The organism is Roseburia sp. OM04-10BH (assembly GCF_003462605.1).
Classification (GTDB): domain Bacteria; phylum Bacillota; class Clostridia; order Lachnospirales; family Lachnospiraceae; genus Roseburia_C; species Roseburia_C amylophila.
Genome location: NZ_QTZI01000014.1, coordinates 32360 through 45334, shown reverse-complemented (window position 1 = coordinate 45334; position 12975 = coordinate 32360). Strand labels below are relative to the sequence as shown.

At 42.2% G+C, this 12975-nt stretch carries 11 protein-coding genes; 9 read left to right on the top strand and 2 right to left on the bottom strand.

Going from position 1 to position 12975, the window contains the following annotated elements:
* Positions 1 to 7 precede the first annotated feature (7 nt).
* The 4 genes from DXB43_RS12975 to ilvN are packed head-to-tail and all read left to right on the top strand — an operon-like array spanning position 8 to position 3726.
* Positions 8 to 499, top strand: a complete 492-nt coding sequence (locus DXB43_RS12975) for a dihydrofolate reductase (RefSeq protein WP_117947763.1) — start codon at positions 8 to 10, stop codon at positions 497 to 499.
* 21 nt (positions 500 to 520) lie between these two features.
* Positions 521 to 1480: an AEC family transporter gene (locus DXB43_RS12970; protein ID WP_117947762.1), complete on the top strand. Its 960-nt coding sequence runs from the start codon at positions 521 to 523 to the stop codon at positions 1478 to 1480.
* A 13-nt stretch (positions 1481 to 1493) separates the two neighbouring features.
* On the top strand, positions 1494 to 3215 hold the full coding sequence (gene ilvB, locus DXB43_RS12965) for a biosynthetic-type acetolactate synthase large subunit (protein WP_117947761.1): 1722 nt from the start codon (positions 1494 to 1496) through the stop codon (positions 3213 to 3215).
* 13 nt (positions 3216 to 3228) lie between these two features.
* Positions 3229 to 3726 (top strand): acetolactate synthase small subunit, encoded by a 498-nt coding sequence (gene ilvN, locus DXB43_RS12960; RefSeq protein WP_117698016.1) that lies wholly within the window; start codon positions 3229 to 3231, stop codon positions 3724 to 3726.
* A gap of 51 nt (positions 3727 to 3777) precedes the next feature.
* On the opposite strand, the gene DXB43_RS12955 is transcribed toward ilvN, so the two are convergent.
* The gene (locus DXB43_RS12955) at positions 3778 to 4821 is read right to left on the bottom strand and encodes a DUF6709 family protein (protein ID WP_117947760.1); all 1044 of its coding nucleotides are present in this window, start codon (positions 4819 to 4821) and stop codon (positions 3778 to 3780) included.
* Between the two features lie 135 nt (positions 4822 to 4956).
* Between DXB43_RS12955 and DXB43_RS12950 the strand changes: the two genes are divergently transcribed.
* Genes DXB43_RS12950 through DXB43_RS12940 form a run of 3 tightly spaced genes read left to right on the top strand, consistent with a single transcriptional unit; the run spans position 4957 to position 8514 of the window.
* A complete protein-coding gene (locus DXB43_RS12950) occupies positions 4957 to 5706 on the top strand; it encodes a class I SAM-dependent DNA methyltransferase (RefSeq protein ID WP_117947759.1) in 750 nt (249 codons plus the stop codon).
* A 19-nt stretch (positions 5707 to 5725) separates the two neighbouring features.
* Positions 5726 to 6595, top strand: coding sequence for an Hsp33 family molecular chaperone HslO (gene hslO, locus DXB43_RS12945; RefSeq protein ID WP_117947758.1), 870 nt, complete (start codon positions 5726 to 5728; stop codon positions 6593 to 6595).
* Positions 6592 to 8514 carry an NAD(+) synthase gene (locus DXB43_RS12940; protein ID WP_117947757.1) on the top strand — a complete coding sequence of 641 codons (1923 nt, stop codon included), beginning with the start codon at positions 6592 to 6594 and terminating at the stop codon, positions 8512 to 8514. Before hslO ends, DXB43_RS12940 begins: the two co-directional genes overlap by 4 nt.
* A gap of 43 nt (positions 8515 to 8557) precedes the next feature.
* Here DXB43_RS12940 and DXB43_RS12935 read toward each other — a convergent pair whose 3' ends face one another.
* Complete coding sequence (locus DXB43_RS12935; RefSeq protein WP_117947756.1) at positions 8558 to 9256, bottom strand: phosphatase PAP2 family protein; 699 nt, start codon at positions 9254 to 9256, stop codon at positions 8558 to 8560.
* A 267-nt stretch (positions 9257 to 9523) separates the two neighbouring features.
* Between DXB43_RS12935 and DXB43_RS12930 the strand changes: the two genes are divergently transcribed.
* Positions 9524 to 11371, top strand: a complete 1848-nt coding sequence (locus tag DXB43_RS12930; RefSeq protein WP_243006021.1) for a peptidoglycan binding domain-containing protein — start codon at positions 9524 to 9526, stop codon at positions 11369 to 11371.
* Between the two features lie 428 nt (positions 11372 to 11799).
* The gene (locus tag DXB43_RS12925; RefSeq protein WP_199534364.1) at positions 11800 to 12966 is read left to right on the top strand and encodes a galactokinase; all 1167 of its coding nucleotides are present in this window, start codon (positions 11800 to 11802) and stop codon (positions 12964 to 12966) included.
* Positions 12967 to 12975: the final 9 nt, after the last annotated feature.

The window sequence follows — 12975 nt, the reverse complement described above, 5'->3', positions numbered from 1 at the left end:
GAAAGAGATGAATTTAATCGCAGCAGTAGATGCTAATTGGGCAATTGGCTATAAGAATAAATTACTGGTAAGCATTCCGGATGATATGAAATTTTTCCGTCAGACCACAACCGGGAAAGTGGTAGTCATGGGACGTAAGACCGTGGAAAGCTTTCCAAATGGACAGCCTCTTAAGAACCGTGTCAATATTGTACTGACCAGTGATAAAAATTATAAAGTGAAGGATGCCATTGTGGTGCATGATTTAGACGAACTGCATAAAGAGTTAGAGCAGTATAACAGTGAGGATGTCTATGTTATTGGCGGTGAAAGCATTTACCGTCAGCTTTTGGATGAGTGCGATGTAGCGCATATTACGAAGATTGACTATGCATATGATGCAGATGCCTATTTCCCGAATCTGGATGAAAAGGAAGAATGGCAGATTACAGAAGACAGTGATGAACAGACCTATTTTGATCTGGAGTATTACTTCTTAAAATATGAAAGAATAAGATAAGCAGAAAGAAACGTGTAAGAAATGAATAATCTTATTTTCAGTTTAAATACCACCATGCCAATCTTTCTTGTGATGGTAATCGGTTATATCTTAAAGCAGATTGGTATGCTCAATGATAATTTTGTGACGGTGGCGAATAAGTTTAATTTTAAGGTGACCTTGCCATTTATGTTATTTCGGGATATTTCTACGGTAAATATCCGGGAAATCTTTGATTTGAAATATGTGCTTTTCTGTGCACTGGCAAGTACCGCCTGTTTCTGGGTAATCTGGGGAGCCACAAAGCTTTTTGTAAAGGATAAATCCATCCGTGGTGCATTTGTGCAAAGCTCCTTCCGGAGCAGTGCCGCAGTCATGGGACTTGCTTTTATTGAAAATATTTATGGCAGTTCTGCCATGGGACCATTGATGATTATCGGGGCAGTGCCGCTTTATAATATCTTTTCTGTTATTGTACTGACCTTTGAAGCCAATGAAGATGGAGAAGGAGAAGAGGCAGTACATGGTGGCAGAATCAAGAAAGCATTTCTTAACATATTAAAGAATCCGATTATCCTTGGAATTGCCTTTGGTATGGTGGCAGCATTATTGTCCCTTGATTTTCCTGCCATGGTAGATAAGACCATTGAGAATGTGGCAAAGATGGCAACACCACTGGCGTTGATTGCACTGGGTGCAGGCTTTGAGGGAAGAAAAGCCCTGGCAAAAATCAGACCGACCCTTGCAGCATCTGCAATCAAGCTTGTGATACAGCCGCTTTTATTACTTCCGGTGGCAGCAGCCTTGGGATTTACCGGAGAAAAAATGATTGCAATTCTGATTATGCTTGCATCACCGACTACACCAAGCTGCTATATTATGGCAAAGAACATGAAAAATGATGGTGTGCTGACAGCAAGTATTATTGTGACAACAACGCTTTTGGGAGCATTTACCTTAACTGGCTGGATTTTTATCCTTAAGACCATGGGATTGATATAGAGGAGGACGTTAGATGGATATTACAGGAAGAAAATTATTTGTAAAGGCGATGATGGAAGAAGGCGTGGATACCATATTTGGCTATCCGGGCGGAATGGTCACCGACCTTTTTGATGAATTATATAAACAGGATGATATTCACCTGGTGCTTCCCAGACATGAGCAGGGACTGATTCATGAGGCAGAAGGATATGCGAGAGCTACCGGAAAGCCAGGCGTATGCCTGGTAACCAGCGGACCGGGTGCCACCAATATTATTACAGGACTCGCAGATGCGCATTTTGACAGCATTCCGCTTGTCTGTATTACCGGTCAGGTGCCACTTCCGTTGATTGGAAATGATGCCTTTCAGGAGGTTGATATTGTAGGAATGACCCGTTCCATAACAAAATACGGCGTAACCGTTCGGGACAGAAAAGATCTGGGAAAAATAATCCGCATGGCATTTCACATTGCAACCACCGGAAAACCGGGACCGGTTCTTGTGGATATCCCAAAGGATATCCAGTTAGAGAGTGGACCATCCGATTATCCAAAGAGTGTGCAGATTCGTGGTTACAAGCCAAATGAAGGCGTACATATCGGACAGTTGAAAAAGGCATATAAGCTTTTAAAGAGTGCCAAGAAACCATTGATTCTTGCCGGAGGCGGAATCAACATTGCCCGTGCCAATGATATTTTTGATGAATTTGTTACTAAAATGCAGGTGCCGGTTGTTACCACCATTATGGGAAAAGGAGCCATTGGCACATCCAATCCTTATTATATGGGAAACTGCGGTATGCATGGAAGATATGCAGCCAATATGGCAGTTTCTGAGTGTGATGTATTATTTTCCATCGGAACAAGATTCAATGACCGCATTACCGGCGATTTAAATGAGTTTGCACCAAAGGCAAAAATTGTTCATGTGGATGTGGATACAGCATCCATTTCCAGAAACGTTGTGGTGGATGTACCGGTAGTAGCAGATGCAAGAACCGCACTGGAAAAATTATCAGAGTGGGCAGAACCGAAGAAAACAACAGCCTGGATAGCCCGCATTGAGGAATGGAACAAAGAAAATCCTCTGGAAATGCGAAGAGATAAGGGACTTTCCCCACAGATGATTATGGAAGGAATCAATGAGCATTTCAAAGGAGCCATTATAGCAACAGATGTTGGGCAGCATCAGATGTGGGCAACCCAGTATCTTGAGATGGAACGTGGTGGAACCTTTATTACATCAGGGGGCCTTGGAACAATGGGCTTTGGATTCCCGGCAGCAGTCGGAGCAAAAATCGGCTGTCCGGAAAAAGAGGTTATCTGTATCACCGGAGATGGCGGATTCCAGATGAATATGCAGGAAATGGCAACTGCAGTATGCCAGGATGCACCGGTAATTGTCTGCATTTTAAATAATTTTTATCTTGGCATGGTTCGCCAGCAGCAGCAGCTTTTCTACGGAAAACGTTATTCTGCAACCTGCCTGCGTCAGCATAAGGAATGTCCGAACAACTGTAAGGGACCGGGAAAAGACTGCCCGGTATATGAACCGGATTTTGTGAAATGGGCAGAAAGCTATGGCGCAAAGGGTATTCGTGTAACGAACACCGAAGAAATGAATGCAGCCTTCGAAGAGGCAAAGAAGAATAAAAAGACTTCTACCGTAATAGAATTTATGATTGCAACAGAGGACATTGTACTTCCGATGGTTAAGAGTGGAACTGCAATGAGCCAGATGATTTTGAAATAGGAGGAACGTTGGTATGAAAAACAGATGGATTGCATTATATGTAGAAAACCAGGTTGGTGTACTGGCGAAGGTTTCCGGACTTTTTTCCGGCAAATCCTATAACCTCCAGAGTCTTACCGTAGGAACCACGGAAGATGAGAGTGTGTCCCGTATGACAATCTGTGTAACCAGTGATGATATTACATTTGAACAGATTAAGAAGCAGTTAAACAGTATGGTAGAGGTCATTAAGGTAATTGATTTAACCAATGTACCAATCCATATGAAAGAGATTCTTTTTGCAAAAGTGCTGCATTGCAGCGTGGAAGATAAAGCGGAGGTATTTCAGATTGCAACAACCTTTAAAGTAGATGTGGCAGATATTGGGGAAGACAGCGTATTGTTAGAGTGCAAGCTGACAGAACGCCGCAACAATGAACTGATAGCTCTTTTAAAACGCCGCTTCAGGACCATCGAAGTAGTGCGTGGCGGGGCAGTAGCCATTGAATCAATCAGCACATCCTGCCGGTAATATTAAATACCGGGAATATGGGAAGACCGTAATGCGGAATTCCCATATTTTTTATAATCTTTTTTTCAACAATGCAATAAACTTCTCAAACTGCAATGGTGTTCCCTGAATTTCCTGTACCTTCAGGCGGTTCTTTTCGTTGAAGCCTACAAGAATATCATGATTTGCTTCTGCTAAGTAGTCGATGATACCGTCGATATCGGATTTTAAGTTCTTCGGACACTGGATGTATAAGTGCTTTTTCGCAGAGATACACAGTGTATAGGAGATACTGAAATGGTACCAGAAGAACTTGTGCAGGGTGGAATGTTTATAAAGCCAGATGATTTCCTGAATCGGAACAAAGGCAATTCCATCCGTAGAGATTTCAATAAAGAAATGCTCGGTAATAAACATATCTTCCGTAGCCAGCTGTGGCAGTGTCGCCAGTTCTTCTTCTGCCTGCATAAGAAGAGTCTTCGGAGAACCGAACCGGGCAAGCTGCTGGCAGGGCGGTGACAGCCATGGAAAATGAATGTATACAAAATAACATATGATACTGAAAATGGCATAAAGTCCACTGCATGCAAAAAGCAGAATCAGAAAGATACTGAAGCCGTAACGGAAACCGGGCTCACTGATATAATAGGAGGAGCTTTCTCCGTAAATACCGCTGTCTGTCCAGTTCAAATCTGCTGCAATTTTAGAAAGCAGGGTATGGTAGGATTTGGTTGCGGTCTGGATTTTGGCATGAACGGTTACTTTGTTAATATTCGGAAGTCCCTCTTCGCTGGTCTTCGGAGAGAGCAGTACGATATTACAGCACCCATCCTGAATCGTATAGTAGTAATATCCATGGGTCTGCCCTAAGACTTCCTGTGTGTATCCGGTAAATTTTAAATCCGTCAGCGTAATACTGACATACCGGTCATTCTCTTTATATAATTTATCAAGAGAAGTTTTTTCGTTGATAACCTTCGGACTTAAGATGGTGCCGATGGGAAAGATAATCCAAAGAACAATCAACAGTATCATATATAGAATCGGCGAAAAAAGCTTATGCCGGTAAAGACTTTTGATGTGGTTGGATATATAGTGGTCTAATTGGCTTGTCATAATTCCTCCCAGTAGTGTTATGATTTTAAGTATAAAGTTTTAGGGAAAAATAATCAAGCCTTAGGGCGCGACTACTTGCTTTTATCAGGGAAAATTGTTAGTATTACAGAAGAATAGGACAGAAAGAGTGGTTGTGTGGAAGCATATACAGAATTTGCAACAGTTTATGATACATTTATGGACAATGTCCCTTACGAAGCATGGAAAAAATATCTGGTGGACATATTAAAAGCAGAGGGGATAAAAGATGGCCTGCTTTTGGAACTTGGCTGTGGAACCGGAAGGATGACGAGACTTTTAGCGGCAGAAGGTTATGATATGATTGGGGTGGACAATTCCGAGGAAATGCTTTCGGTAGCCAGAGAATATACCATGGAAAATACAGAGATACTGTATCTTCTTCAGGATATGCGGGAGTTTGAATTGTATGGAACCATCCGGGCAGTAGTAAGTGTCTGCGATTCCATGAATTATATCATGTCAGAAGAGGATTTGAGACAGGTATTTTCCCTGGTCAATAATTATCTCGACCCGGGCGGAATCTTTATTTTCGATATGAATACCAGATATAAATATGAGGAACTCTTAGGAGATAACAGCTTCTGCGAGACCAGAGAGGACAGCAGCTTTATCTGGGAAAATTATTATGACCCGGAGGAACAGGTCAATCAGTATGATTTAACACTTTTTATCAAAGAAGAGGATGATTTGTTCCGGAGATATGAAGAAACACATTTTCAGCGGGCGTATGAGATAGAAACTGTACGAAAATTAATCGAAGAAGCTGGTATGAAATGGGAAGGTGTCTTTGACGTAGAGACGGGAAAAGAACCGACAGCCTGCAGTGAACGGATTTATATCATCGCAAGAGAACAGGGGAAATAAGAAGAAAGAGGAAGAAGAAATGTCAGATTATATGGTGAGAGCAACAGCTGCAGATGGACAGATTCGTGCATTTGCAATTACATCAAAAGAGATGACGGAGGAAGCAAGAGTCCGTCATAACAGCAGCCCGATTGTAACAGCAGCATTAGGACGTGCCATGAGCGCAGCAGCAATGATGGGCAGCATGATGAAGGGAGAAAAAGACCTTCTGACCCTGCAGATTCAGGGCGATGGTCCGATGCATGGCCTTACGGTAACTGCCAATGCTAACGGGGGTGTAAAAGGCTATCCGGGCGTGGCAGACGTGATATTGCCACCCAATGCAGCCGGTAAATTAAATGTAGGCGGAGCCATTGGAAATGGTGTTTTAAGTGTCATAAAAGACATGGGATTAAAAGATCCGTATGTGGGACAGACAGAGCTTCAGACCGGAGAAATCGCAGAGGATTTAACCTATTATTTTGCAGTATCCGAGCAGGTACCATCTTCCGTGGGTTTAGGAGTTCTCATGAATAAGGAAAATACAGTGCGTCAGGCAGGCGGGTTTATCATTCAGCTGATGCCGTTTACAGAGGACGCAGTCATTGATGCCCTGGAGCAGAAAATCGCACAGATAGCATCTGTAACAGAAATGTTGGAAAAGGGTATGACACCGGAAATGATTTTAGAGGAAATCTTAGGAGAGATGAAGCTTGAAATCAATGATACGATGCCGGTTGCCTTCCGCTGTGACTGTTCCAAAGAACGTGTGGCAAAAGCACTGGCAAGCTTAAGCAAGAAAGATTTGGATGATTTAATCAAGGATGAAGAACCGATTGAAGTAAAATGTCATTTCTGTAATGAGAATTATGTATTCAGTCCGGATGATTTAAGGGAGATAAGAAAATGAGAGATGGATTTATCAAAGTAGCAGCAGTAACACCAAAAGTAGTAGTCGCAGATCCGGTAGAAAATACCATTCGAATAAAAGCGGCAGTAATGGAAGCAGCAGCAAACGGAGCCAAAGTCATTGTGTGCCCGGAGCTTTGCATTACCGGATATACCTGTGGCGATTTATTTTTACAGGAGACTTTATTAAGAAGCGCAAGGGAGCGGCTGGTATGGCTGGCAAAGGAACTCGGTGCTTTGGATGCCGTTGTATTTGTTGGTCTGCCCCTGATGCATGAAGGCAAGCTTTATAATGTGGCAGCAGCTTTAAACAAAGGCGAGATTATCGGCATCGTGCCAAAGACCCATATTCCAAATTACAATGAATTCTATGAAGCAAGATATTTTACTCCGGGAAAAGAAGAAGCAGAGGGTGTAGATATTGCACCGGCTTATCATGTACCGATGGGAAGCCACATTTTGTTCCAGTGTGATGATGTATTGCCGGAGCTGGTAATCGGTGTGGAAATCTGCGAGGATGTCTGGACACCGAACCCGCCGAGTATTTCCCATGCTCTGGCAGGAGCAACTTTAATCGTAAATCTTTCTGCCAGTGATGAGACAACCGGAAAGGATATTTACCGGAGAGAGCTTGTTGCAGGACAGTCTGCCCGCCTGCTCTGTGGCTATGTCTATGTCAGTGCCGGAGATGGAGAATCCACACAGGATGTAGTATATTCCGGGCATAATATCATTGCAGAAAACGGAGCGGTTTTAGCAGAATCTGAACGTTTTACCAATGAGACGGTATATTCTGAAATTGATATGGAACGTCTGGTATCCGAAAGACGGAGAATGAGCACTTTTGCAGCAGGCAGCAGAAGCGGGGATTATCTTAGATTTTCTTTCTTTATTGATAAATCAGATACAACGCTGAGCCGTTTCGTGGATCCGGCGCCATTCGTTCCGGGCAATAAGGACAAGCGTGATAAACGTTGTGAAGAGATTTTAGCTATTCAGTCCATGGGACTTAAGAAACGGTTAGAGCATACCGGATGCAAATGCGCAGTGGTGGGCATTTCCGGTGGACTGGATTCCACACTGGCACTTTTGGTTACGGTACAGGCATTTGACCGGCTGAATCTTCCGAGAGAACAGATATATGCGGTTACCATGCCGGGCTTTGGAACCACAGACCGTACTTATGAGAATGCATTAAGTCTCATTCGCTGCCTTGGAGCAAAGCTGATAGAAGTAGATATCAAAGAAGCAGTACGCATTCATTTCCGGGATATTGGTCAGGATGAGAGCGTACATGATGTCACTTATGAAAATGGACAGGCAAGGGAACGTACCCAGATTCTGATGGACATTGCTAATAAGAATAATGGTATGGTAATCGGAACCGGAGATATGTCAGAGCTGGCATTGGGCTGGGCTACCTATAACGGTGACCATATGTCCATGTATGGAGTGAATGCATCCGTACCAAAGACTCTGGTGCGTCATCTGGTACACTACTATGCGGACACCTGTGGAAATAAGGAACTTTCAACTGTGCTGTATGATGTCTTAGATACACCGGTCAGCCCGGAACTGCTTCCGCCGGAAAATGGAAAAATCGCCCAAAAGACAGAGGATATTGTAGGACCGTATGAACTGCATGATTTCTATTTATATTATGTGATGCGATTTGGCTTTGCTCCGGCAAAAATATATCGCCTGGCACAGGTGGCATTTGCGGGGCAGTACGACAATGCAGTGATTTTGAAATGGTTAAAGACCTTCTACCGCCGTTTCTTCTCACAGCAGTTTAAACGTTCCTGTCTGCCGGATGGACCAAAGGTCGGTACGGTAGCAGTATCACCAAGAGGTGATTTGCGAATGCCAAGTGATGCATCAGTGCGTATCTGGATGGATGAAATCGAACATTTGAAATAAAAGAACTGCTGCTCAAAATGGAGCAGCAGTTCTTTTATAAAAACTATATGTGCTTAAGCTGTTTTTCAAAAGATTCTTTTGCCTTGCTGCGGCCGAAAGCAAAGTTCCTGCCGTAGACGAAAGAGTACATGACAGCAGCCATTACAAATGCAGTAACCACATCAAATACAGAATGCTGTTTTAAGAACATGGTTGCAAGAATAATGCTGGCCATAAGAATGAAAGAAGCCAGCTTTAACTTCGGACGATTCTTAAATTCTTTACTGTTACAGATTGCAATGTGAACACCGAGCGAATTATAAACATGAATACTTGGAAACAGGTTTGTCGGTGTATCGGTTGCATAAAGCCAGGCTACCATATGGGTGAAGACATTGTCATGCTCAAAGGAATGCGGGCGGAGATAATGTCCGTTTGGATAGAGGCTGGATACTACCAGAAATACAGTCATTCCCACAAACAGGAATGTACAGAGCCGGTAATAATCTTCTTTATTTTTGAAGAAAAAGTAAAGAACCGCATATGCAACATATCCAAACCATAACATATATGGTACGATGAAAAATTCTATAAATGGGATTTTATCATCCAGTGCAGTATGTATTACGTTGAAATTTGAAGTCACATGTTTTTCCAGATAGGCAAACCATGGAAAATATATGAATACATACAGCAGAACCCATGCGTGCTTATATTTTTGAAAAAATGCTTTGAGATTTTGCTTAAAGTTACCTTTTTTCAATATCGGATTCCCCTTCTTTAATGTAAGAATACTACTTCTATTTTGGAATTCTAGCACAGCATTTTTTAAAAAACAATGCTATAAAATTGAATTTAATAATTTTTATGGAATTCTTAAGATTTTAATGGAAAAGGAACATTTTCATTGTGCAAGAATACAAGAAAATGTATTTCATTTTTTAAATAAATATTACAAATGCGGGATTTCATTGACAAAGAAAAACGGTCAACTATAATGGAAACTAGCAAAATAGAAAGGTTAAGGGATATGAAGAAGAATGAAGAGAAACAGCAGGAAACTGCGAAGGAAAAAATGAGCAGAAAAAAACTTCTTTGTGTAATCGGAATTCCTGTAGGAATATTAGTTGTGATTTATCTGGTGCTGGCACTGTTTTTTCAGAGCCATTTTGCATTTCGTACCACGATAAATAATGTGGGGGTATCCGCTTCCTCAACCAGTGGTGTGGAAAAGAAGATTACGAAGCAGGCATCCAGGTATGAGATGAAGCTGGTGGAGCGTGAGGATAAGACAGAGAGCATCAATGGAACAGACATTGACATGGAGCCGGTATTTGATAAGCAGGTAAAAGAGCTTTTAAAGAAGCAGAATGGATTTGCATGGCCGTACTATCTTATTTCTCCACGGAAATACGAAGTGGAAACCATGATAACTTTTGATGAAGAAAAATTGAAGGATGTTCTGGATAATTTGTCCTGTATGGATGAAGGCAAATGGACGGATTCCGAAAATGCAAAGATTAAGGATTATACAAAGGATGGCTATGAAGTGCAGCCGGAGGTATATGGAACAAAAATCGATAAAGAAGCATTTACGGAGAAAATCAAAGAAGCCTTGGATAAAATGCAGCCGGAATTTGACCTTTCCGGGGAAGGCTGTTATGAAGACCCTAAGGTAAAAGAAGAGGATGATGTATTTCAGGATGCATTGGATACTTTGAATAAATATACCCAGATGAAGATTACCTATCAGGCAGAAGGCAAGGATGATGTGGTTTTGGATGGAGAAACCATCAGTACCTGGCTTTCTGTGGATGATGATTTCAATGTGTCTGTAGATGATGAGGCATTGAGCGCTTATGTAAAAGCTATGGCAAAAAATTATAATACCGCCTATGGAAACCGGACACTGGATACCTCTTATGGACAGACAGTGACAATTTATGGTGGAAATTACGGATGGTGGGTAGATAATGCAGCTGAAAAGGAAATGATACTGGAGGATTTGAAAGCCGGTAAGGATGTAACAAGAGAGCCGGTTTATTCCCAGACGGCTAACAGCCATGGTGAGAATGACTATGGTAATACATATGTGGAAATCAATCTGACCGCACAGCATTTGTTTTTCTATAAGAACGGATCGCTGGTGGTAGAATCTGATTTTGTCTCCGGTAACCTTGCAAAGAATCATGGAACGCCGTCCGGCTCTTTTGGTGTTACTTATAAGGCAAAGGATGCGGTGCTTCGCGGCGAAGATTATGAGTCTCCGGTATCTTTCTGGATGCCGTTTAACGGTGGTGTTGGAATGCATGATGCCAGCTGGAGAAGTACTTTTGGTGGAACAATTTATAAAAGAAGCGGTTCACATGGATGTATCAATCTTCCATACAGTGCAGCAAAAACAATTTATGAAAATATAGAAGCTGGTTATCCGGTGCTTGTTTATGAACTGCCGGGAACCGAGAGCCAGAAGGGCAAGGATATGGATGCAGCATCTGCAGTAGATGAGGCAATCACCTCCATTGGAACAGTAACCCTGGACTCCGCAGGAACCATTGCATCTGTCCGTTCCCAGTATGATGCTTTATCTGACAGCGCCAAAGCATATGTAAAGAATCTGAATGTGCTGACAGCAGCCGAGTCAGCTCTGTCACAGTTGCAGTATGAACAGGCCCTGCAGGAATTGCAGAATCAGGAAAGTATCGATGCACAGAACGTAACGAATACAATCATGGCATTGCCAGATACGATAACTGCCACAGATGCAGCAGCAGTAGCCAATGCAAGAAATGCCTATAATGCCTTAAGTGAGGGCGCAAAAGCGAAGGTACCACAGAGTGCACTGGACAAGCTGGCAGCTGCTGAAGCAGCATTGTAGGGAATTGGAATAAAGAATAAGAACGCCAGCTTCTGTTCAGACAATTTTAGTATGATGAATGTCTGTAGGAACCACTGAAAATAAATTGAAAATAGAAATAACACCAGCCTCTGCCTGGATGATTACAGCTCTCTCTCGTATCTGAATCATTCAGTCAGAGACTGGTGTTTTTATATAAGATTTTATATTTTCACAGTTATTTATAAATCCTTATCATGCATATGGAAAAATGTTGCCAAATAGCAATTGAGATGTTGCAGACTAGAACGGCAATATTGCAAAGAAACAGGGCATATAGTATAATCTTATCAAGAAGTAAAAAATATAAATTATGTTGCTGACGAGCACAAAGACAGATGAATAATATCCTGTGAAAATGTGCCGGATAACAGGAACGGATGAAAATAAATCGAAAGGAGAATGTATTGATGAAGGAGCAGGTTTTGACAAGGTTTAAGGAATTATTTGGGGATGAAGGAGACATCCGTGTGTATTTTGCACCGGGACGTGTGAATCTGATTGGAGAGCATACGGATTACAACGGAGGTCATGTATTTCCATGTGCACTGACCATTGGAACTTATGGCGTGGCAAGAAAACGTGCCGATAAGAAACTGAGATTTTATTCCATGAATTTTGAACAGCTTGGTGTGCTGGAATCTTCCATTGAAGGCTTGAAACCGGAGAAAGAAGCAGACTGGACGAATTATCCGAAGGGTGTTATCTGGGCGTTTGGAGAAAAGGGCATGCAGGTAGATACCGGACTGGATTTGTTATTATTTGGAAATATCCCGAATGGTTCCGGACTTTCTTCTTCTGCATCTGTTGAGGTACTGACCGGATATATCTTAAAGGACTTATTCGGATTTGGTGTAACGAATCAGGATCTGGCTTTAATCGGACAGTTTTCAGAGAATAAATTCAATGGAGTGAACTGTGGCATCATGGATCAGTTTGCCATTGCCATGGGAAAAGCAGAGCATGCAATTTTCTTAGACACGGCTACTTTAAAATATGAATATGCGCCGGTTCGTTTAAAAGATGCTAAAATTGTAATTTCCTGCAGCAATAAGAAGCGTGGTCTGGGTGATTCGAAATATAATGAACGTCGTGCAGAGTGTGAGGAAGCACTGGCAGAATTACAGAAGGTGGTGGACATCAAAAGTCTTGGTGAATTGTCCGAGGAACAGTTTGAAGAATATAAGGGAGCCATCGGAAGTGAGGTCCGCATGCGTCGGGCAAAACATGCGGTATATGAGAACCAGAGAACCCTAAAAGCAGTGGAAGCTTTGAAAGAAAATGATGTGGAAACCTTTGGAAAGCTGATGAATGCATCCCATGTATCCTTAAGGGATGATTATGAAGTAACCGGAATTGAACTGGATACCTTAGTGGAAGAAGCCTGGAAGGTGGATGGAGTCATTGGATCCCGTATGACAGGTGCAGGCTTTGGCGGATGCACCGTCAGTATTGTAAAGGATGAAGCAGTAGAACATTTTATTGAAGCAGTAGGCAGTGCCTATGAAAAGAAAATTGGATACAGCGCAGATTTCTATGTGGTAGAAATTGGAGATGGTCCATCCAGACTGGCATAAGAAACAGGA